Genomic DNA, 19,611 nt, shown 5'->3' with positions numbered 1-19,611 from the left:
TCTCGCGCGTGACCCTGAGCCCCGCCCCGCGCCGCTCGCCGTCTTCCCTCGCCGGTGTGCTGGTGACGGGCTCGCTGCTCGTGCTGGGCGTGCTCTGCATCGCCCTGCGCGTCCCGATGGCCGACGCCCTCGTCGAGGGCTTCTCCGCCGCCGAATGGCACCCGCCCGCCGGGTACCCGCCGTTCGCGGCGATCCTGTTCACGCCCGCCGCCTGGCTGCCGACCGGGCTGCTGAAGGCGGTGCTCGTCCTCGGCAACGCCGGCCTGCTCGCCCTGCTGATCGCCCTGTCCTGCCGCCTCGCGGGCCTGCCGGCCCGGACCGGTCCCGTCCTGGCCGCCACCATCGCCGGGCTGTGGCTGGAGCCGCTGTTCCAGGCCCCCCTGCCCGGTCAGATCAACCTCGCCCTCGCCTGCCTGGTCCTGTGGGACCTCGGCCGCTCCGCCGCCGCCCTCGGCAAGGGCTTCGCGGTGGGGGTCGCCGCCGGGATCACCCTGACCCCGGCGGTCCTCGTCCCGTACCTGCTGGCCACCCGCCGGGTGCGGGCCGGGCTGACGGCGCTGGCCGCGCTCGCCGGCACCGCCCTGCTCGGACGGCTGGTCCTGCCCGAGGAGTCCGCCGCGTTCTGGTCCGGGCACCTGGCCGCCGCCGGCCGCGCCCTCGTGCTGGACGGGCCGGGCCTGTGGGTGTGGTGCGTTCCGCTGCTCACCGTGGCTGTCGCCCGGGTCCGGGCGGCGCACGGCCGGTCGGTCAGTCGTTGGCCAGCAGCTCGTCGGCGTCCATGATCCGGTAGGCGTAGCCCTGTTCGGCGAGGAAGCGCTGGCGGTGCGCCGCGAAGTCCTGGTCGATCGTGTCGCGCGCGACGACCGAGTAGAAGCGCGCCTCGTGGCCGTCCGCCTTCGGGCGCAGGACGCGGCCCAGGCGCTGCGCCTCCTCCTGGCGCGAGCCGAAGGTGCCCGACACCTGGATGGCGACGGTGGCCTCCGGCAGGTCGATGGAGAAGTTCGCGACCTTCGACACGACCAGCACGCTGATCTCGCCCTGGCGGAAGGCGTCGAAGAGCTTCTCGCGCTGCGCGTTGGAGGTCTCGCCCTTGATGACGGGCGCGTCGAGGTGCTCGCCGAGTTCGTCGAGCTGGTCGATGTACTGGCCGATGACGAGGGTCTGCTCACCCTTGTGCTTGCGCACCAGCGCCTCGGTGACCTTCCGCTTCGTCGCCGTCGTCGCGCAGAAGCGGTACTTCTCCTCCGTCTCGGCGGTCGCGTAGGCGAGCCGCTCCGACTCGGTCAGGTTGACCCGCACCTCCACGCAGTCGGCCGGCGCGATGTAGCCCTGCGCCTCGATCTCCTTCCACGGGGCGTCGAACCGCTTCGGCCCGATCAGCGAGAAGACGTCCGACTCCCGGCCGTCCTCGCGCACCAGCGTCGCCGTCAGGCCCAGCCGGCGCCGCGCCTGCAGGTCCGCGGTGAACTTGAAGACCGGCGCGGGCAGCAGGTGCACCTCGTCGTAGACGATCAGGCCCCAGTCCCGCGAGTCGAACAGCTCCAGGTGCGGGTAGACGCCCTTCCGCTTCGTCGTCAGGACCTGGTACGTGGCGATCGTGACCGGCCGGATCTCCTTGCGGGTGCCGGAGTACTCGCCGATCTCCTCCTCCGTCAGCGAGGTCCGCTTGACCAGCTCGTGCTTCCACTGGCGGGCCGAGACGGTGTTCGTCACCAGGATCAGCGTGGTCGCCTTGGCCATCGCCATCGCGCCCGCGCCGACCAGTGTCTTTCCGGCGCCGCAGGGCAGCACGACCACCCCGGAGCCGCCGTGCCAGAAACCCTCGACGGCCTGCTGCTGGTACGGGCGCAGCGCCCAGCCGTTCTCGGCCAGGTCGATCTGGTGCGCCTCACCGTCGACGTAGCCGGCGAGGTCCTCGGCCGGCCAGCCCAGCTTGAGCAGCGTCTGCTTGATCTGCCCGCGCTCGGAGGGGTGCACGGCCACGGTGTCGGGGTCCAGCCGCGCCCCGACCAGCGGAGTGATCTTCTTGGACCGCAGGATCTCCTCCAGAACCGGCCGGTCGGTGCTGGTCAGCACCAGGCCGTGCACGGGGTGCTTGGAGAGGGTGAGGCGGCCGTAGCGGGCCATGGTCTCGGCGACGTCGACCAGCAGGGCGTGCGGCACCGGGTAGCGGGAGTACTCCACGAGCGCGTCGACGACCTGCTCGGCGTCGTGCCCGGCGGCCCGGGCGTTCCACAGCCCGAGCGGGGTGATCCGGTAGGTGTGGATGTGCTCGGGCGCCCGCTCCAGCTCGGCGAACGGAGCGATGGCGCGGCGCGCTGCTCCGGCGAGCTCGTGGTCGACCTCAAGCAGGAGGGTCTTGTCGCTCTGGACGATTAGTGGACCATTCACGCGCGGCGCCCCGTTTCACTCAGGTCAAACCTCCAGTGTGCCGTACGGGGCGGGGGGTGGGAACACGGCGCTGCGACGGGGCGGCGGGCGGGTCAGCGTGCCAGCCCCGCCGGCAGCAGGGCGAGGCCGCCCCGGAACTCCCGGTCGAGGGTGAGGGAGCGCGCGCCGCGGGCGGCCTCGGTCAGGTACGGGTACTCGTCCGCCGGGAGCCCGGCGATCGCGGTGGTGCCCGCGCCGGAGAGGGCGCCGAGGTGTTCCTGCTGGATCGCGCCGATCACGTAGGCGAGCAGGGCGCGCAGGGCGACGATCCGCTCCCGTCCCCCCCCGCTCGTCGTACGGCGAGCACGTCGACGACCAGTGGCCGGTGGAAAAGCTGCTGACGCTCGCGCGGCGGGCGCGTACGGTCCGGGCATGACCGATGATCAGCACGCCTTCGTCCCCGCCGGATTCACCGTGCCGCGCACCTTCGTCGGTGACGGCTTCCGGCTGGAGCCGCTCGGTCCGCAGCACAACGCCCGCGACCTCGCCGCCTGGACCGCCGGCATCGACCACATCAGGGCCACACCCGGGTTCGTGGGCCGGGGCTGGCCGCCCGTCGAGGGCATGTCCGCCGAGGCGAACCGCGCCGACCTCGTCCGGCACGCACGGGAGTTCGAAGAGCGGGTCGCCTTCGCGTACACCGTGCTGGAAGGCGACGACGACGGCCCCGGCAGCGGTGACGTCGTCGGATGCCTCTACGTGCACCCCGCGCGCGAGGCACCCGGCCGGATCCAGGTGTCCTCATGGGTCCGGGCCGACCGCGCACACCTGGACGCCCCGCTGCACCACGCCGTACTGGCGTGGCTCCGGACCGAGTGGCCCTTCGACGCGACGCGCATCGACTACGCGCCCAGGTGAGACGGGCGGGCGGGTGAGACGGGGCGGGTGAGCCGGGCGGGGTGGGCCGGGGCCGAACGGGTCGAGGTCGGCGGCCGACGACGTTGCGGCCGGGTGATCGCCGAGGGGCGTCATAGGGTGGCCGTCGCTCCCAGGCGACGTAGGACCGGACGCTCCTCACGAACGGGAACCTCATGACGCAAGCACGCTACGACCGCTCGCTCCTCTTCGACTCCCCTGCCCCCGCCCCCGCCCACACGCCCGTCCACGACATCGGCCTGCTCGTCCTCAGGCTCGTCATCGGCCTGTCGATGGCCGGCCACGGCACGATGAAGCTCTTCGGCTGGTTCGGCGGCCCGGGCCTCACCGCGACCGGCAAGGGATTCACGAAGGCCGGCTACCCCGCCGGGGACGCCATGGCCGTCATCGCCGGACTCTCCGAGACCCTCGGCGGCCTCGGACTCGCCCTCGGCCTGCTCACCCCGCTCGCCGGCGCGGCCCTGACCGGCGTCTTCATCAACATCCTCGACGTCCGGGGCTTCGACGCCTACTTCCCGCCCAAGGGCATCGAACTCGAAGTCGTGCTGTTCGCCTCGGTCATCGCCCTCACGCTCACCGGGCCCGGCCGCTACGCCGTCGACCACTACCTGCCGGTGCTGCGCGCATCACGGCCCCGCTACTCCGTGCTCGCACTGCTGGCGGGCGCCGTCGTCGGCTTCATCGTCCTGCTCGTCCGCGACTGACGGGCTCACGCCCCCAGGTGCCCCAGCGGGCCCGACGGATAGGGCGTCTCCACCGGCAGCAGAGCGTGCGCCGCGTCGTCCCGGCCCGACCGGAGCAGGCCGTGGACCTCCCGCGCCAACGGGGTCACATCGCGGATGGAGACCGTCCACTCGTCGGCGTACGCCCGCGAGGCCGGACCCGACAGGCCCAGCTGGAGCGAGCGGTACGGCAGCGGGTTCAGGTGCAGGTCGCGCTCCGGGTCCCACTGCACGCGGGCGGGAGCCCCGCGCAGCGACTCCTGCCAGGCCGCCCGGTCGGCGTGCACGCCCGCCTCGTAGTGCGACAGGCAGGCCCCGCGCAGCGCACTGTCGAAGCCGTCGCGGGTGATCTCGACGGCCAGCACCGTCTCCTGGTCGGCCTTGGTGGCCCAGCCGCAGCGGTACATCATCCACAGGAACGACGGCTTGATCCACGTCATCCGCTCCCGCTTCCAGGCGGGCGGGAAGCGGCCGTCGCGGGCGGCGGGGAGCCCGAGGCGGGGGGCGTAGGCCTGGTAGACGGTGATCGTGGTGTCGGTGTGCGTGGCGCGGATCTGGCGGTGCGGTACGGCTTGCATGGCCTCAGGGTCTCCGGCGCCGGGGCCGCGCCGCCAGCCGTTTTCCGTGCGGGTGCGGCGCCGTCGCCGGGGGCACTGCCCCGCGCCCCCGCGCCTCGAACGCCGGCGGGGCTGGATGTGCGGCCGGGGCTGGAGTGCCCGGCGGGCTGGAGTGCCCGGCGAGTGACGACACGACCTAGAGGTGGTCGTCCGCCAGTTCCGCCACGCCCGTGACACGGTGCAGGGCGTACGTCCGGACCTCGTCCGCCGTGTGGTCGTAGCCCGTGACGAAGCCGCCCTCTACCCGTACCGGTGCGATGACCCGCTGGCTCGCCGCGCCGTCCGCGTTCACGTAGCCGATCCACACCGCGGACCCGGTCAGCGCCGCCGCCTGCACCGTCGCCAGGGTCTCCGCCGCGCTCGTGCGCGGCAGCTCGCCGGGCACCCCGGCCGCCGGCCCCGGGTCCTTGCGGACCGCCGTCGCCGCCAGGTCGCCCGCACGGATCGCCCGTACGGCCGCCCCCAGCAGCGTCGCGTCCGGCACCGGCGGGCCGTCCGGCACCGGTACGGGCGCCGAACGGGCCGGTGCGCGGTGGGCGTCGGCCCGCGCCACCAGCACGTCGCCGGTGCCCGACTCCGCGGCCGGCGCGTACCCCATCGCCCGCAAGCCCTCCAGCAGCGCGGTCGGTTCGGCCCGCGCGGCCAGCACCGTCGGCGCCAGCCGGCGCAGACCCAGTCCCGCCGAGCGCTTGTCCGCGAGGATCTCGCCGAGCATCGCGTCGTCGTCGCAGCGCACGTACGAGGAGGCCGCGCCGACCCGCAGGTGCCCGTGCCGCCGGGCCACGTCGTCGATCAGGTACGCCAGCGGCTGCGGAACCGGCGTGCGGCTGTGCTCCTTGAGGAAGGCGTGCAGATCGGCGGCGGCGTGACCGGCGTCCAGCGCCCGCCGCACCGAGCCCGGCGTGAACCGGTACACCGTCGCCCCGCCCTTGGACTCCACGTCCGCGAGCACCGCCAGGGTGTCCCCGAGCGGGCGGCGCAGCGGTCCCGGCGCCACCGCCGTCAGGTCGGCCTGGAGCAGTACGTGGTCCACCGGCTCCGGCAGCAGCGGCGCCAGCAGCGGCGCCGGATCCCGGTGCTCCAGCAGGGCCCGGCCCGGCCCCGACAGCGCGCCCCGGCCGGTCACGCCGAGGACCTCCGCCTCGGTCAGCGCCCAGCCCGCGAGACGGGCCCGCAGGTCGCTCGCCGTACGCACGGGCCGCTCCCACGCGAGCCGTGCCAGCACCGCCTCCGTGTCGGGCGAGCCGCCCTCCGGCAGGTCCGCCAGGAGTTCCAGGACGCGCCGGCGCACCTCGGGCGCCGCGGAACGGTCCAGTTCGGGGCCGAGCGCCGACAGCGTGCGCCCCTTCGCGTCCTGCTCGCCGACCAGGCCGGCCGTACGGGTGGCCGGCAGCCAGGCGGCCGCCAGTACCGACCACCGCTCGGCGGGCGGCAGTTCGCGCCAGTCGTCGAAGGCCGGGGTCGGCGCGTACCGCTCGTCCGCCTCCCCGTCGCCGGCCAGCAGCCCGGCCGCGTAGGCGAGTTCGATCCAGAACGCCGCCGACGCCTCCGTGGTGTCCAGGACGGCCGCGGCCCGCTTCAGGTCCCGTACGGACAGCCCGCCCGCCCGCAGCACCGGCGGACCGGCGTGCTCCCAGGACTTCACCAGCTCCTCGACGGTGGCCAGCGCGGCCAGCGCCTGACCCGCGGCGTTCGCGTCCACAAGCTGTGGACGGTGCTCGCGGTGCGCGGGCACCGGCGGAGCCACCGGGGCGGTGTCCCGGTGCGCGAGCCCGCCGCGCAGGTGCAGCGCCACCTCCCGGGGCAGGACCACGGTCCGCGCCGTCGCGGGCAGCAGCAGCCCCCGGTCGCGCAGCCAGCGCACCGGCGGCGCCGGGTTCGGGGTCACCTCCCCGTACGGCGGCCCCCACACCAGCCGCCCCAGCACCTGGTGCGCCTCGGCCGGGGCCTCGTCCAGCAGCGCCGACATCCGCTCCTGGTCGGTGAACAGTGAGGTCAGCGCCGTGACCGCGGACACCGGATCGTGCGTCGCGGGCAGCCCGGCCGCCGCCACGATCTCCTGCACCCGGGTCGGCGACATCCCGGCCGTGGCCTCGGCGACGGTCGGCCCGAGCCCCGTCGGCGAAGGGCGTTGCGCGGACGGCGCGAGCAGTTCGCGGGCGGTGCGCACCAGGCGCAGCCGGTCCTCGTCGCCCCACACCAGGGCCTGGTCGCGCAGGGTGCCCAGGGCCCGGGGGAGCGCGGCACGGGCCCGCTCGTCCTCGCCGCCGGTCAGCAGCCCCTCCAGCACCGGGTACGGGCACGGATCCGGGGCCACGGCGAGGGCCTCCGCCGTCTGCAGCGTGAACCGGTCCAGGCGCTCCAGCGCCCGCACCACCGAGGCCCGGGTACCGGCGCGCGTCGCGAGCTGGGTGACGTCACCGGGCACCGGGTTCAGCAGGTCGGGCCGGGAGTGCAGGAGGGCGGAGAGCGCGGCGTCGTCTCGGGCGCGCAGCGCCTCGGCGAGGGAACGCGGGGAAGTGGCCCCGGTCCCGCTCTCCGGAGCTGCCGCAGCAGTGCTTGGCTCGGGCACAGTCGCCTCCCGGTCGCGTCGGCCGGTCGTGTCGGCCGGTCCCCATCCGGCCAACGGTATCCGCTGCGCCCGGGGCGGCTCCACGGGTGCACGCGCTACCTTCGGGAGAGGCGGTACGGGAGGAGCCTGCGCGTGGGGATCGAAAGCGACCACCTGGTCTACGAATATCTGAGCGCCGTCGGGGACTTGGCGCAACGCCGGCACCTCTCCTCCGGCGACCGGATGCGGCTCGTGGCGGGCCTGCGGGACGAGATCGACCGTCGGCGCGCCAAGTACGACCCGGAGACCCCGGCGGCCGTACGCCGCATCCTGGAGCGCATCGGCACGCCGGAGGAGGTCCTGGACACCCTCGGCACCCGGCAGGGCCGGGCCCCCGCCGCCGGCGCCGCCGACCCCGTCCCGGCGGTGCCCGCCCAGCGGGCTCCGGGCCGTCTGCGGCTGCCCGGGGTCCCCCCGCCGCGGCCGGCCCCCGAGCGGGAGCCGGAGCCGGAGAACGTACCGCCACACCTGGCCGGGCTGGACGAGCTCGGCCCGTCCGGCGGCGCCGAGCCCGACTGGTGGCGGACGACCCCCGGCGCGTACGGGGACGGCCCGCAGGTCGAGGGCTTCGCGGGCGGCATCGAGATCCCGGACCTGTTCAAGAAGCGGCCGGAGGACGAAGACGAGGAGGAGGCGGAAGGGGCCCCGCCCGGACCGCCGGACTCGCGCGCACGCACCCTCGTACGGTTCCTGCGCGAACGGCGGCGCGCGAAGGCGGAAGCCGCCGGGAAGGCCGGGAAGCAGCCGGAGGCGGCCGCCGCCCCGGCCCGCCCGCGGCCCAACGCCTTCCTGCTGCTGGCCGCCGCGGTCCTCGTCGTCGGCGTCGTGAGCGGCCACTGGCTGCTCCTCGTCATCGGCTGGCTCCTGCCGTACGCCTCGCGGGTGCTGCGGCCCGCCGAACGCAAGTGGGCCGTCTTCGGCCCGCCGGGCGTGGTCCTCGCGGGCGCCGCGGTGTGGCTGTGGGGCCGCACCAACGGCAAGTGGGGCGAGACCCTCGCCGACGACCAGGTCGGCGGCGCGGTCCAGGGTATGTGGCCGTGGCTGCTGCGGGGCGCCGCGCTGGCGTCCGTGCTGTACCTGGTGTGGCGGGCACGCCGGCGCTGAGGGCGCGCGCCGCGGGCCTCAGCCGCCGGGGATGCTGCGCTGCTCCTTCTCCATCGGCTGCGCCGCGGCGGCCTTGACCAGGTCGAGGAAGGCGGGTGCTTTGGCCACCTCCAGCAGCTGGGCGGGGTTGACGGGCGCCGACGTGTTCGACGCCTCGTGCGGGAAGACCGACAGCCTGACGTTGCACGTGCCGTAGCGGAAGGAGACCTCCGTCTCGGCGACGGCGCCGGTCGGGATCGTCGAGGCGTGGGCCTCGATGCCGCCGGGCAGCGTGGCCTTCGCACAGACGCGGCCCCGGACCTCCCGGCAGGGCTGGGGCTGCTCGCTCGACGGCCGGACCGAGAAGATCAGCGGGAACGCCTTGCCGTCCTTGGTGGCCTGGTAGAAGTTCACCCTGAGGTCGGTGCGCTGCACGGTGCCGACCGTCGGGGGCAGCAGGCGCTGGAGCACGCCGACGGCCTCGTCCTGGAAGTTCTCCTGCCGGGTCCGCTCCGCGGCCGGCAGGTCGGCCATCGACGATTCGCCCGGTGTCGGCTCGATGTGCAGCGGCTGCGGCGGAGCCGACGACTGCGGCGGCGCGGCCACCACGGCCTCGACCGGGCGCTGCGGGCCGCCGCCCGGCAGCATGGACGCGGTGACCGCCCCGAGTGTCGCGACGGCCAGTACCCCTGCGCCGATCGCCACCCGGACGCGCGCCTTGCGGCGGCCGCCCTCGGCACGGGCCGGGCCCGCCAGGTCCATCAGCGCGGGCAGTTCCCCGGTCGCCCGTTCCATCGCCTCACGGACCAGCAGAGCGGTACGGGCGTCGGCAGTGTCCTCGTTGGTACCCATTGACGTCTCCTCAGCTCTCGATGGCGTAGTCGGTGGCGTAGACGTGGGCGTCGCCGAGCCGCACGCGCAGCTTCGCCAGCGCGCGCGAGCACTGGCTCTTGACCGTTCCCTCGCTGCAGCGCAGCAGTTCCGCGACCGTCTCGACGCTCAGGTCCTCCCAGTAGCGCAGGACGACCATGGCGCGGGACCGCGGCGGCAGCTCGGCCAGCGCGGCGAGCAGGGTGACCCGCAGGTCGGCGTGGTGCGGGGCCTGCGGCGGATCGATCCGCCGGTGGGCCAGCAGGTCCCGCAGGCGCCGGCGCCGCTCCGCGAGGAAGGTCCGGGTCAGCACGGTCCGCGCGTACGCCTGCGGGTTGTCGGCGGCGGCCACGCGCCGCCAGTGCTGGAACAGCTTGGCGAGGGTCGTCTGGGTCAGATCGCGTGCTCCGTCGGCGTTCCCGCACAGCAGGTACGCCGTCCGGTACAGCCCCCGCTGGGCGGCCCGGGCGAAGGTCTCGAAGTCGAGGCCGCCGGTCGCGGCGTCCCGCTCGGCCTCCGCTCGCCCGGGCCCGTACCGCTGCACGTACCCGGGACCGTACGCATGCCCGTCATCGGGCCCGAAGTCCCGCGCTGCGTTGTGTTCGGCGCCTGGTGGCATGCGCCCTCCCTCTCACATCGTGTCCGTCACCCCTGTCCTGAGCGCTCCCGCACCGAAAAGGTTGAACACGAGTTCCGGAGAGGTCCGCCACACCGTCCACCGCAGTCCGCCCCCCTCGGCACAATGGCCGTATGAACCTCACCGTCGGCTTCGACCTCGACATGACCCTCATCGACTCCCGCCCGGGCATCCGGGCCGCCTACCGGGCGCTGTCGGCCGAGACGGGCACGTACATCGACGCCGACATGGCGGTCACCCGCCTGGGACCCCCGCTGGAGGAGGAGCTCGCGCACTGGTTCTCGCAGGCCGAGATTCCGGCCATGGCGGACCGCTACCGGGAGATCTACCCGGACCACGCCATCACTCCGACGCCCGCGATGCCCGGCGCCCGCGAGGCCGTGGCGGCCGTCCAGGCGATGGGCGGCCGCGCGATCGTCGTCACCGCCAAGCACGAGCCCAACGCCCGCCTGCACCTGGCACACCTCGGCATCGAGCCGGACGCGGTCATCGGCTGGCTGTGGGCGGAGGCCAAGGCGGGCGCGCTGCGCGAGCACGGCGCGCAGGTCTACGTCGGCGACCACATCGGCGACGTGCGCGGCGCCCGCACGGCCGGCGCACTGTCCGTGGCCGTGCCGACCGGCCCCTGCCCGGAACCGGAACTGCGCGCCGCGGGCGCGGACGTGGTGCTGCCCGACCTCACCGCGCTGCCCGAGTGGCTCACGCAGTACCTCGCCGCACAGCCCGTCTGACCCGGTTTGCCCCGGGCCTTCCGGCCTCCCGGTCCCGGCCTCCCGGGTCAGGCCTGGGAGGCCCGCGCCGCCTTGCGCTGCGCCGCCGCCGAGCGCAGCACGCCCGCGGCGGAGATGGCGAAGCCGACGCCCATCAGCATGCACACGGCCCACGCGTACGACGGGAACGGGTCGACGTCGAGGAACAGCGGGGCCATCGTCGCCAGCGTGGCCACGGCCCCGGCGATGAACACGATGCCGCCGGCCCTGACCAGTCCGTCGCCGGGCCGCGCTTCGTCTGAATGAGGAGTAACAGTCACCTCACCAGGGTAGTTCCCTGGCCGAAGCACCGACCGTGAAGGACCGGGGAACGTCTTGTCACCCGGCCCCCGACCATTAGCCTTGAGGTGGCGGGTCACACATGGCCCGCTGCGCTGTTGTCCGGAGCCGTTCGCGGCACTCCGGACCCCCGACGAGCACAAGGACAGAGGACGGACGTGCCTACCGGCAAGGTCAAGTGGTTCAACAGTGAGAAGGGCTTCGGCTTTCTCTCCCGCGACGACGGCGGAGACGTCTTCGTCCACTCGTCGGTGCTCCCTGCCGGGGTCGATGCCCTCAAGCCCGGTCAGCGGGTCGAGTTCGGCGTCGTCGCCGGACAACGCGGTGACCAGGCACTTTCGGTGACCGTCCTGGACCCGGCGCCGTCCGTCGCGGCCGCCCAGCGCCGCAAGCCCGACGAGCTCGCCTCGATCGTGCAGGACCTCACGACCTTGCTGGAGAACATCACCCCGATGCTCGAACGCGGCCGCTACCCCGACAAGGTGCACGGCACGAAGATCGCCGGCCTGCTGCGCGCCGTGGCCGACCAGCTCGACGTCTGACCCGCGTACGCACACCCGCGCCCCGCCCCTCGTACGAGCGGCGGGGCGCAGCCGTGTGCGGCGCGCGGACCCCTACGGGAAGGCGAGCGCGCCCGGCGCGATGGCCGGTACGAGCCCCTCGGCCGCCGCCCGCGTCAGCAGGCCGCGCACCGCCGCGTAGCCGGATTCGCCCAGGTCCGCCGTGAACTCGTTGACGTACAGGCCGATGTGCTGGTCGGCGACGGCCGGGTCCAGCTCCTGCGCGTGCGCGCGTACGTACGGGCGGGAGGCCTGCGGGTCGTCCCAGGCCATCCGGACCGAGGCGCGCGCCGACTCGGCCAGCCGGCGCAGCCGCTCCCCACCCAGCGACCGCTTCGCGATGATCGCGCCGAGCGGGATCGGCAGACCGGTCGTGGACTCCCAGTGCTCGCCCATGTCGGCAAGGCAGTGCAGGCCGTAGTCCTGATAGGTGAACCGGGCCTCGTGGATGACCAGTCCGGCGTCCACCCGGCCGTCCCGGACCGCCGGCATGATCTCGTGGAACGGCAGGACGACCACCTTGCCGACGCCCTCCGGCAGCACGTCGGCCGCCCACAGCCGGAACAGCAGGTACGCGGTGGAGCGTTCGCTCGGCACCGCGACCGTCCGTCCGGCCAGGTCCAGGCCCGGCTCCGCCGCCAGCACCAGCGGCCCGCAGCCCCGCCCGAGGGCCCCGCCGCACGGCAGCAGCGCGTACTCCTCCAGCACCCACGGCAGCACCGCGTACGACACCTTCAGCACGTCCAGCTCGCCGCGCTCGGCCATGCCGTTGGTGATGTCGATGTCCGCGAAGGTGACGTCCAGGGCCGGCGCGCCGGGCACCCGTCCGTGCGCCCACGCGTCGAACACGAACGTGTCGTTCGGGCAGGGCGAATAGGCGATCTTCAGCGGTTCACCGTCGACCACGGTGCGGCTCATGGCGTTCTCCCCAGTTCGCGAGTACGGGCCCCAGCACGCGGAAGCCTTCGGCGAGCGCCGCCAGCGCGTCCGCGATCCGCCAGGCGGCACGGTCGCGCGGCCCCACGGTGTTGGACACGGCGCGGATCTCCAGTACGGGCAGCCCGTGCGCGGCGGCGGCCTCCGCGACCCCGAAGCCCTCCATGGCCTCGGCCCCGGCCATCGGATGCCGGGCCGCGAGCCCGGCCGCCCCGTCGGCGGTCCCGGTCACGGTGGAGACGGTCAGCACGGGCGCCAGCAGCGCCCCGGTCGCTTCGGCGGCCCGGGCGGCCAGCTCGGCGGGCGGCAGGTGCACACTGCGCCCGAAGCCCAGCGCCGACACGTCGACGAACCCGTCGGGGGTCTGCGCCCCCAGGTCGGCCGCGACGATCGCGTCCGCGACCACGAGGGATCCGAGCGGGGCGGCGGGAGCGAACCCGCCGCCGATGCCGGCGCTGACGACGAGCCCGTATTCGGTTCCGGCGAGGGCCAGCGCCGTGGCGGTGCCCGCGGCGGCCGCCGCCGGACCGACGCCGCCGACGAGCACGTCGAAGGCGATGCCCGGAAGGTCCCGGCGGGTGATGAGGTACCCGCCGGGGAGCGTGCGCGGCTCAGGACCGGGACTGTCCGGATGAGGGGTCAGACCGGTGAGGACGGAGTCCGACTCCGCCCCCACCGCCGTCACGACGAGCACGCGCACCGGTGTCGTCCGGTTACTTGAGCTTGAGGTTGAAGGACCAGACGGCGAGCGGCTTGCCGTCCTCGCCGATCTGCAGGAAGGCCAGCTTCTTCGAGGTCGGCGCCTCGCCCTGGCCGCCCGTCGCGAAGACGTCGGCGTTCGGGAAGCTGCGGTACGTGCTCGACGAGGGCTCGGTGATCGGCTGGCCGTCGAGGACCGCCGACCAGCGCTTGCCGTCCTCGACGACCTCCGGCTCGACGCCGAGGCGCAGCGTTTCGCCGCGGCCGTACTTGATGGTCTTGGGGTTCTTGAGGTTCGTGAGGCACTCCTGGACCTCGTCCATGGAGAGCTCCTTGCCGTCGTTGTGGCAAGAGGCTTCCGCGGACACCGACGAGCTGCCGACCGTCACGGTCGCGAGCGGGGTCGGCTTGTCGCAGGCGGAGAGAAGGAGGAGGCCGGCGGACACGGCTCCGAGGGCCGCGACGCTGCGGCGGGCCCTACCCGAGAAAAGCGGTGCGGTCATGAGCCGAAGGCTATCGGGCCCCTGGGCTGCGCCGCTGCACGGGGTACCGCGGGCCTGCGGCGCGCCGCCCTTCGGCTCCCGCCGGGGTGACCGTGCGCGTGCCGGTGCGGCGCCGCTGCGGGGGCGCTGCCCCCGGGCCCCCGCGCCTCAAGCGCCGGCGGGGCTGAAAGAGCGGGGCTCCGCCCCGGACCCCGGGCCTCAAGCGCCGGCGGGGCTGGATGCGGGGGCCGGAGCGTCAGGCGACTCGGGTGCGGGACGTGTGTTGCTGCGGTTGGTGGCGGGGGGCCGACAGGGCGCCGCGGACGGCCATCGTCGCGCCCAGCGCCACGATCGCCGCCGCCACCGCCATGCCCAGTACGCCGTTCAGCGGCAGGGCGATGCCGATCGCCCCGCCCAGCACCCACGCCACCTGCAGCAGCGTCTCCGAACGGGCGAACGCGGAGGTCCGTACCGCCTCCGGCACGTCCCGCTGGATCATCGCGTCCAGCGACAGCTTCGCCAGCGCCTGGCAGAAGCCCGCCGTCGCGGCCAGCACGGCCACGAACACCCCGCTGTAGAAGACGGCCGCCAGCACCGCCACCCCCAGCGTCACGCACAGCACCGACGCGACGATCGCCTCCGGGGCGCGCGCCCGCAGCCACGCGCCCACCGCCGTACCGCAGGCGTTGCCCACGCCGGCCGACACGCCCACGATGCCCAGCGACACCGCCGCGCTCTGCCCCGCCAGGGGATGCTCACGGAGCAGGAACGCCAGGAAGAAGATCAGGAACCCGGACAGCCCGCGCATCGCCGCGTTCGCCAGCAGCCCGCACAGCACGCTGCGGCTCACCGTCCGCAGCCCCGGCCGCTTCGAGTGCGCCTCGTGCGTCGAGAGCCGGGCACGGCGCTCGCCCTTCGCCTCGTCCACCTTGTGCGGCAGCGTGAACGCCGCGAAGGCGCCGCCCAGGAAGATGACGCAGGCCCCGTACAGCGGCCACTGCGGCCCGATCGAGTTCAGCCCGGCGGCCGCCGGCGCCGCCGCGCCCGTGGCCAGCAGACCGGCCAGCGTGACCCGCGAGTTCGCCTTGACGAGTGAGAATTTCGGTGGGAGCAGCCGCGGCACCACCGCACTGCGCACGACCCCGTACGACTTGGACGCGACCAGCACGCCGAGCGCCTCCGGATACAGCTGGAGACCCCCCGTGGCCACCACGGCCGACATCAGCAGCGCGAGGACCGCCCTCGCCAGCATCGCCGCCGCCATCGAGGCCCGCCGTCCGTGCGGCAGCCGGTCCAGCAGCGGACCGATCACCGGGGCCAGCACCGTGAACGGCGCCATCGTGATCGCCAGGTACAGGGCCACCCGGCCCCGTGCCTCGTCCGTGGGTACCGAGAAGAACACCGTCGACGCCAGCGCCACCGTGATCATCATGTCGCCGGCGCCGTTGATCGCGTGCAGCTCGATCAGCTTGCCCAGACCCGATTCGCCCGCCCCGTGCGCGTGCGTGGCCCGCCGGATCCCCTTGGCCGGACCGGTGATCGGACGGTGCAGGGCACGCCCGACAGCCCGGCCGGCCCGCCTGGCCGGTCCCGAGCCGTCGTCGGACGACCGTACGGGTGCCACACTCGACATAGTGCCCCACCCGGCCCCCGCGGTGCGCCTCCCGGCGCGTCGCGGAACCGGCGGCTTGTCCGCGAATCGGACCTTGCATGTGTGCCCAGGGCTTAAGAGGAGGTAGCGTGCGTAGCGCGCCACCGGCGGTTGCTCCTGGCCGCGCGCCTCTTCGTGATCCCGCAGAATGGATCGCAGTGAGGTGCGCCCGGAGTCCGATCGGGTGCGGACGTCGACGCGGCCCTCTGGTCCGCTCCGCCCGCGCCTCGTACGGACAGCACCACCGGGTCGTTGTGGACGACAGTACGGACGGCGCACACGTGAGACGGCGTAGGAGAGAACGAGACCAGTGAGTGCTGCGACGACGCGAAGCCGTACCCCGCGTACCCCCGACCGCCTGTGTGTCGAGGCGGTGGAACTCGCCCGCGCGGCCGCCGAGGAGGCAGCCTTCCCCGGCGTGGTGGGCGCGCACGTCTCCGCCGTGGCGGAGGGCGACCGCGTCGTCACCCACTTCTTCGAGTCCAAGGAACCGGGCTACCGCGGCTGGCGCTGGGCCGTCACCGTCGCCCGCGCCTCCCGCGCCAAGAACGTCACCCTCGACGAAACGGTGCTGCTCCCCGGCGACGACGCCCTGCTGGCCCCCGAGTGGGTGCCGTGGAGCGAGCGGCTGCGTCCCGGCGACATGGGCCCGGGCGACCTGCTGCCCACCGAGGCCGACGACCTGCGGCTGGAGCCGGGCTGGTCGGGCGAGGACGCCCCGCCGCCGAACTCCGTGGTCTCCACCGAGATGGCCGAACTGGTCGAGGCCGAGGACGCCGACGTCACCGACCGTGTGACGGTTCCCGCTCGCGGCTCCATCTCGTCGGTCGCCGAGGAGCTCGGCATGCGCCGGGCGCGCGTGCTGTCCCGGTACGGGCTGCACAGCGCCGCCGACCGCTGGGACGAAGCCTTCGGCGCGAAGACCCAGATGGCGCAGGCCGCGCCCGCGTCCTGCGTCTCGTGCGGCTTCCTCGTCGCCGTCGGCGGCTCGCTGGGCCAGGCCTTCGGCGTCTGCGCGAACGAGTTCAGCCCGGCCGACGGCCGCCTGGTGTCGCTGTCCTACGGCTGCGGCGGCCACTCCGAGGCCGCTGTCATGCCGGCGCCGCTGCGGCCGGCCCCGCCGGTCCTCGACTCGATGGCCTCGGACGAGTTCGTCCTGCGGCCGGCCCAGGACACCGGCTCGGTCCCGGCCCCCGACGCCCAGGCCGCGGACCTGGACCTCGGCCACTCGTAACCCGTACGGCCCTGTCGGCGGGACGGCGCGGGCGCCCCCGCGCCGCCGGCCCCGTGCGGTCCGGCCCCGTACGGTCAGTTCCGTGCGCGGCGGCGGAAGAGCCGCTTCGCACCGAAGACCAGGACCAGGCCGCCCGCCAGGACCAGCGCGCCCTTGCCGAAGCTGCCGGTCGGCTCCGGCGAGGTCGCCGCGTCCGGCGGTGACCCCGGCTGCGGCGAGGCCGAACCGCCGGGCGAGGTGGCCGCCGCCGGGACCGCGACCACCCGACTGCTCGCGCCCTCCGAGCCGAACATCAGCGTGGAGCCGTCCGCGGCGTACGTCACCGACTCCGCCTGCCCCTGCCACGGGGCGTCCACCCGCTCGCCCTCGCCCTGCGGCCGGCCGTCCTTCCACGGGTACGTCCGGGCGGTGAAGTAGCCGCGCAGGGTCAGCCGGTTCCCGTCCGGGGAGAAGGCGCCGTCCGTCACCCACGGAACGTCGCCGACCCGCCGGAAGACGTTGTCCGCGCCGGCCGACAGCTGCGCGGGGCCCTCGTACAGGCCGCCCCTGCTCTCGTCCTTGCTCGCGATGTAGACCCGGCCCGTCACCGGATGCACCATCAGGGACTCGGCGTTGCGCGGCCCGTCCTCGTACCGCACCGTGAACTGCGTCGCCTTGACGGTGACATCACCCAGTTGCCGCGGCTCCTGGAAGCGGTAGATCCACACGTGGTCCCAGGTGCCGCCCCGGTTGTCGCCGACGTCACCGACGTAGAGCTGTCCGTCCGGGCCCAGCGAGATCGCCTCGACGTCGCGCGGCCTGCCGATGCCCGTCAGCGTCACCCGGGCCACGGTGGCGCCGGTGGCCGAGTCCACGGCGTAGACGTACGGGCCGTCGTCGCTGTCGTTGTGCGTCCAGTAGACGCCCGGATGGACCCGGCTGGCCGCCAGCCCGCTCGACTCCTTGATCCGCGGATCGGAGATGGTGAACGAGGCGGTCCCGGGGGACTGCGCCGCGTAGGCCGTGCCCGGCAGCCCGGCGAGGGCGGTGGCAGCGAGGACGGTGGCGGCGAGGACGGTGGCGGCGGCGGTCGCGCGGGCGGCGGCGGACGGCAGGGACGGGCGCATCCTCCCAGCCTGCCAGTACGTTCCGCGTGTCCGGCGTCACAGATGCTTCTGTCGCGCGATCCGCGATGATGACCGGATGCGTTTCATGTTCGTCGGCGACTCCATGACCATCGGACGCGCCGGCGACTACACCTGGCGCTACCGGATGTGGCAGCACCTCAACTCGACCTTCGGCGGCCCCTACCGGATCGTCGGCCCGCGCTGCGAGGTCTACGACACGGGCGCCGACGCGGCCGTCAGCCACGAGTACGCCGACCCGGCCTTCCCGGAGCACGCCCGCCGCCACCTGGCCGGCTGGGGCGAGGGCTGGCAGCACATGGCCCCCGTCATGGGCGAGACCGTGGCGGCGCACCGCCCGGACGTGCTGCTGGTCTCCCTGGGCCTGATCGACCTCGGCTTCTACACGGACGCCGAGCAGACCGTCGCCAACGTCCGCCGCTTCACAGCGGGCGCCCGCGCCGCCCGCCCCGGCATCCGCATGGTGCTGCTGCCCGTCATCCCGAACAGCCGGGCCGAGGAGGACGCCCCCTTCGCGGCCGAGGTCGACCGCTTCAACGACCTCCTCGCGAAGGCGGTGGCCGACCTCACCACGGACGCCTCGCCGATCCTGCTGGCCGCGCGCCCGGCCTCGTACGACATCCACCGGGACACCTACGACGGCACCCACCCAAACGCCTCCGGCGAGCACCGCCTGGCGGGCGAATTCGCCGCGGTCCTCCACCAGGCGTGGGGCCTCGGCGGCCCCTACCGCGCGGCCCGGACCCCGTAACACGCCCTGTGCGCGGGGGTCTTGCTTCGAGTGCGCTCGAAGCAGTTGGCTAGTGCCCCATGAAGTACACACAGCTCGGACGCACCGGCCTCAAGGTCAGCCGACTTGTACTCGGCACCATGAACTTCGGACCCCAGACCACGGAGCCCGAAAGCCACTCGATCATGGACTCCGCCCTCGACGCGGGGATCAACTTCTTCGACACAGCCAACGTCTACGGGTGGGGCGAGAACAAGGGCCGCACCGAGGAGATCATCGGGACCTGGTTCGCCCAGGGCGGCCGGCGCCGCGAGAAGACGGTCCTCGCCACCAAGGTCTACGGCTCCATGTCCCGCGAGGGCGAGACCTGGCCCAACTACGACCGCCTGTCGGCGCTGAACATCCGGCGGGCCGTCGACGCCAGCCTCAAGCGGCTCCAGACCGACTACATCGACGTCTACCAGTTCCACCACGTCGACCGCCGGACCCCCTTCGAGGAGATCTGGCAGGCCGTGGAGGTCCTCGTCCAGCAGGGCAAGATCCTCTACGTCGGCTCCTCGAACTTCCCCGGCTACAAGATCGCCCAGGCCAACGAGGTCGCGGCGCGCACCGGGAGGCTCGGACTGGTCAGCGAGCAGTGCCTCTACAACCTCGCGGAGCGGCGCGCGGAGATGGAGGTCATCCCGGCCGCCGAGGAGTACGGGCTCGGGGTCATCCCGTGGTCCCCGCTGCACGGCGGGCTGCTCGGCGGCGTGATCAAGAAGGAGGCCGTCGACGGGCGGCGGGCCTCCGGGCGGTCCGCGGAGGCACTGGCCAACAGCGCCGTGCGGGCGCAGGTGCAGGCGTACGAGGACCTGCTCGACAAGCACGGCCTGGAGCCGGGCGAGGTCGCACTGGCCTGGCTGCTGACGCGTCCCGGGGTCACCGGGCCGATCGTGGGGCCGCGTACGCCGGAGCAGCTCGCCTCGGCGCTGCGCGCCGTGGAGCTGGAGCTGATCGAGGAGGTGCTGGCCGGGCTGGACGAGATCTTCCCCGGTCCCGGGCCCTCGCCGGAGGCCTTCGCCTGGTAGTCGTGCGGCAGTCGCCGCCGGTGGCGGGCGGCCGCGTGGCCGGTCAGCGGCCGGCGTAGGGGCTACTGGCCGACGGCGGCCGCCACGGCGACGACGACGAACATCAGCACGAGCACACCGGCCATCACACGGTTTCTGGTCTTGGGATCCACCCGTCGAGCCTAACGCGGCAGCCCCTGCATCGTGGACGCAGGGGCTGTGCCGTGGTGGGTGCGCTGCGGGCCGTGGCC

The 19,611-nt window shown here is 74.2% G+C and carries 21 protein-coding genes; 9 read left to right on the top strand and 12 right to left on the bottom strand.

The genetic code is table 11. The features are described 5' to 3' along the window. Window positions 1-8 precede the first annotated feature (8 nt). The gene (locus ACZ3X1_RS20560) at window positions 9-782 is read left to right on the top strand and encodes a glycosyltransferase 87 family protein (protein WP_467280540.1); all 774 of its coding nucleotides are present in this window, start codon (window positions 9-11) and stop codon (window positions 780-782) included. Here the strand turns inward: ACZ3X1_RS20560 and ACZ3X1_RS20555 are convergent. After that, complete coding sequence (locus tag ACZ3X1_RS20555) at window positions 748-2,391, bottom strand: DNA repair helicase XPB (protein ID WP_356814077.1); 1,644 nt, start codon at window positions 2,389-2,391, stop codon at window positions 748-750. The genes ACZ3X1_RS20560 and ACZ3X1_RS20555 overlap by 35 nt on opposite strands. A 92-nt stretch (window positions 2,392-2,483) precedes the next feature. Next, window positions 2,484-2,669, bottom strand: a complete 186-nt coding sequence (locus ACZ3X1_RS20550; RefSeq protein WP_467280539.1) for a hypothetical protein — start codon at window positions 2,667-2,669, stop codon at window positions 2,484-2,486. Window positions 2,670-2,802: 133 nt separating this feature from the next. Between ACZ3X1_RS20550 and ACZ3X1_RS20545 the strand changes: the two genes are divergently transcribed. Both ACZ3X1_RS20545 and ACZ3X1_RS20540 read left to right on the top strand, forming a co-directional pair. Continuing rightward, window positions 2,803-3,288 carry an N-acetyltransferase gene (locus ACZ3X1_RS20545; protein WP_390078803.1) on the top strand — a complete coding sequence of 162 codons (486 nt, stop codon included), beginning with the start codon at window positions 2,803-2,805 and terminating at the stop codon, window positions 3,286-3,288. A gap of 173 nt (window positions 3,289-3,461) precedes the next feature. Then, window positions 3,462-4,010: a DoxX family protein gene (locus ACZ3X1_RS20540; RefSeq protein WP_467280538.1), complete on the top strand. Its 549-nt coding sequence runs from the start codon at window positions 3,462-3,464 to the stop codon at window positions 4,008-4,010. A gap of 5 nt (window positions 4,011-4,015) precedes the next feature. Here ACZ3X1_RS20540 and ACZ3X1_RS20535 read toward each other — a convergent pair whose 3' ends face one another. After that, a complete protein-coding gene (locus ACZ3X1_RS20535; protein WP_467280537.1) occupies window positions 4,016-4,606 on the bottom strand; it encodes a DUF4291 domain-containing protein in 591 nt (196 codons plus the stop codon). Window positions 4,607-4,781: 175 nt separating this feature from the next. Further along, on the bottom strand, window positions 4,782-7,217 hold the full coding sequence (locus tag ACZ3X1_RS20530) for a helicase-associated domain-containing protein (RefSeq protein WP_390078800.1): 2,436 nt from the start codon (window positions 7,215-7,217) through the stop codon (window positions 4,782-4,784). A gap of 132 nt (window positions 7,218-7,349) precedes the next feature. Here ACZ3X1_RS20530 and ACZ3X1_RS20525 point away from each other — a divergent pair, with 132 nt between their 5' ends. Further along, window positions 7,350-8,360 carry a hypothetical protein gene (locus ACZ3X1_RS20525; protein ID WP_362628934.1) on the top strand — a complete coding sequence of 337 codons (1,011 nt, stop codon included), beginning with the start codon at window positions 7,350-7,352 and terminating at the stop codon, window positions 8,358-8,360. Between the two features lie 18 nt (window positions 8,361-8,378). Here the strand turns inward: ACZ3X1_RS20525 and ACZ3X1_RS20520 are convergent, their stop codons facing one another. Then, a complete protein-coding gene (locus ACZ3X1_RS20520; RefSeq protein WP_467280535.1) occupies window positions 8,379-9,191 on the bottom strand; it encodes a hypothetical protein in 813 nt (270 codons plus the stop codon). Window positions 9,192-9,201: 10 nt separating this feature from the next. After that, window positions 9,202-9,828, bottom strand: a complete 627-nt coding sequence (locus tag ACZ3X1_RS20515; protein WP_356814086.1) for a SigE family RNA polymerase sigma factor — start codon at window positions 9,826-9,828, stop codon at window positions 9,202-9,204. A 131-nt stretch (window positions 9,829-9,959) separates the two neighbouring features. On the opposite strand from ACZ3X1_RS20515, the gene ACZ3X1_RS20510 reads away from it, so the two are divergent. Then, the gene (locus ACZ3X1_RS20510) at window positions 9,960-10,577 is read left to right on the top strand and encodes an HAD family hydrolase (RefSeq protein WP_467280532.1); all 618 of its coding nucleotides are present in this window, start codon (window positions 9,960-9,962) and stop codon (window positions 10,575-10,577) included. Between the two features lie 47 nt (window positions 10,578-10,624). On the opposite strand, the gene ACZ3X1_RS20505 is transcribed toward ACZ3X1_RS20510, so the two are convergent. Then, window positions 10,625-10,876 (bottom strand): hypothetical protein, encoded by a 252-nt coding sequence (locus tag ACZ3X1_RS20505; RefSeq protein ID WP_030662415.1) that lies wholly within the window; start codon window positions 10,874-10,876, stop codon window positions 10,625-10,627. Window positions 10,877-11,053: 177 nt separating this feature from the next. On the opposite strand from ACZ3X1_RS20505, the gene ACZ3X1_RS20500 reads away from it, so the two are divergent. Then, entirely contained in the window at window positions 11,054-11,437 is a 384-nt protein-coding gene (locus ACZ3X1_RS20500) for a cold-shock protein (protein ID WP_030012939.1), read from the top strand. A 72-nt stretch (window positions 11,438-11,509) separates the two neighbouring features. Here ACZ3X1_RS20500 and ACZ3X1_RS20495 read toward each other — a convergent pair whose 3' ends face one another. From ACZ3X1_RS20495 to ACZ3X1_RS20480, 4 genes are all read right to left on the bottom strand, one after another. Further along, window positions 11,510-12,373 carry a 1,4-dihydroxy-6-naphthoate synthase gene (locus ACZ3X1_RS20495; RefSeq protein ID WP_356814089.1) on the bottom strand — a complete coding sequence of 288 codons (864 nt, stop codon included), beginning with the start codon at window positions 12,371-12,373 and terminating at the stop codon, window positions 11,510-11,512. Then, window positions 12,348-13,091 (bottom strand): futalosine hydrolase, encoded by a 744-nt coding sequence (locus ACZ3X1_RS20490; RefSeq protein ID WP_467280529.1) that lies wholly within the window; start codon window positions 13,089-13,091, stop codon window positions 12,348-12,350. The genes ACZ3X1_RS20495 and ACZ3X1_RS20490 overlap by 26 nt, the downstream gene beginning before the upstream one ends. Before the next feature lie 13 nt (window positions 13,092-13,104). Continuing rightward, entirely contained in the window at window positions 13,105-13,593 is a 489-nt protein-coding gene (locus tag ACZ3X1_RS20485) for a hypothetical protein (protein WP_030662405.1), read from the bottom strand. Between the two features lie 235 nt (window positions 13,594-13,828). Beyond that, window positions 13,829-15,205: an MFS transporter gene (locus ACZ3X1_RS20480; RefSeq protein ID WP_356812950.1), complete on the bottom strand. Its 1,377-nt coding sequence runs from the start codon at window positions 15,203-15,205 to the stop codon at window positions 13,829-13,831. Window positions 15,206-15,533: 328 nt separating this feature from the next. On the opposite strand from ACZ3X1_RS20480, the gene ACZ3X1_RS20475 reads away from it, so the two are divergent. Continuing rightward, entirely contained in the window at window positions 15,534-16,457 is a 924-nt protein-coding gene (locus tag ACZ3X1_RS20475) for a DUF3027 domain-containing protein (RefSeq protein WP_467280528.1), read from the top strand. Between the two features lie 74 nt (window positions 16,458-16,531). On the opposite strand, the gene ACZ3X1_RS20470 is transcribed toward ACZ3X1_RS20475, so the two are convergent. Next, complete coding sequence (locus ACZ3X1_RS20470; RefSeq protein ID WP_467280527.1) at window positions 16,532-17,563, bottom strand: WD40 repeat domain-containing protein; 1,032 nt, start codon at window positions 17,561-17,563, stop codon at window positions 16,532-16,534. Between the two features lie 76 nt (window positions 17,564-17,639). Between ACZ3X1_RS20470 and ACZ3X1_RS20465 the strand changes: the two genes are divergently transcribed. After that, on the top strand, window positions 17,640-18,332 hold the full coding sequence (locus tag ACZ3X1_RS20465) for a GDSL-type esterase/lipase family protein (protein ID WP_390078791.1): 693 nt from the start codon (window positions 17,640-17,642) through the stop codon (window positions 18,330-18,332). Between the two features lie 59 nt (window positions 18,333-18,391). After that, on the top strand, window positions 18,392-19,381 hold the full coding sequence (locus ACZ3X1_RS20460) for an aldo/keto reductase (RefSeq protein ID WP_467280526.1): 990 nt from the start codon (window positions 18,392-18,394) through the stop codon (window positions 19,379-19,381). Window positions 19,382-19,611: the final 230 nt, after the last annotated feature.

The sequence above is a fragment of the Streptomyces sp. NPDC023541 genome (assembly GCF_055559995.1).
The sequence above is the reverse complement of the archived record's forward strand: the minus strand, read 5'-3'. Positions and strand labels throughout refer to the sequence as shown.

What these genes read in the sequence shown, in the direction of transcription:
- ACZ3X1_RS20545 (WP_390078803.1), top strand. Translation starts at nt 2,803, where the DNA reads ATGACCGATGATCAGCACGCCTTCGTCCCCGCCGGATTCACCGTGCCG.
- ACZ3X1_RS20540 (WP_467280538.1), top strand. Translation starts at nt 3,462, where the DNA reads ATGACGCAAGCACGCTACGACCGCTCGCTCCTCTTCGACTCCCCTGCC.
- ACZ3X1_RS20535 (WP_467280537.1), bottom strand. Translation starts at nt 4,606, where the DNA reads ATGCAAGCCGTACCGCACCGCCAGATCCGCGCCACGCACACCGACACC.
- ACZ3X1_RS20520 (WP_467280535.1), bottom strand. Translation starts at nt 9,191, where the DNA reads ATGGGTACCAACGAGGACACTGCCGACGCCCGTACCGCTCTGCTGGTC.
- ACZ3X1_RS20515 (WP_356814086.1), bottom strand. Translation starts at nt 9,828, where the DNA reads ATGCCACCAGGCGCCGAACACAACGCAGCGCGGGACTTCGGGCCCGAT.
- ACZ3X1_RS20510 (WP_467280532.1), top strand. Translation starts at nt 9,960, where the DNA reads ATGAACCTCACCGTCGGCTTCGACCTCGACATGACCCTCATCGACTCC.
- ACZ3X1_RS20495 (WP_356814089.1), bottom strand. Translation starts at nt 12,373, where the DNA reads ATGAGCCGCACCGTGGTCGACGGTGAACCGCTGAAGATCGCCTATTCG.
- ACZ3X1_RS20485 (WP_030662405.1), bottom strand. Translation starts at nt 13,593, where the DNA reads ATGACCGCACCGCTTTTCTCGGGTAGGGCCCGCCGCAGCGTCGCGGCC.
- ACZ3X1_RS20480 (WP_356812950.1), bottom strand. Translation starts at nt 15,205, where the DNA reads ATGTCGAGTGTGGCACCCGTACGGTCGTCCGACGACGGCTCGGGACCG.
- ACZ3X1_RS20470 (WP_467280527.1), bottom strand. Translation starts at nt 17,563, where the DNA reads ATGCGCCCGTCCCTGCCGTCCGCCGCCGCCCGCGCGACCGCCGCCGCC.
- ACZ3X1_RS20465 (WP_390078791.1), top strand. Translation starts at nt 17,640, where the DNA reads ATGCGTTTCATGTTCGTCGGCGACTCCATGACCATCGGACGCGCCGGC.
- ACZ3X1_RS20460 (WP_467280526.1), top strand. Translation starts at nt 18,392, where the DNA reads ATGAAGTACACACAGCTCGGACGCACCGGCCTCAAGGTCAGCCGACTT.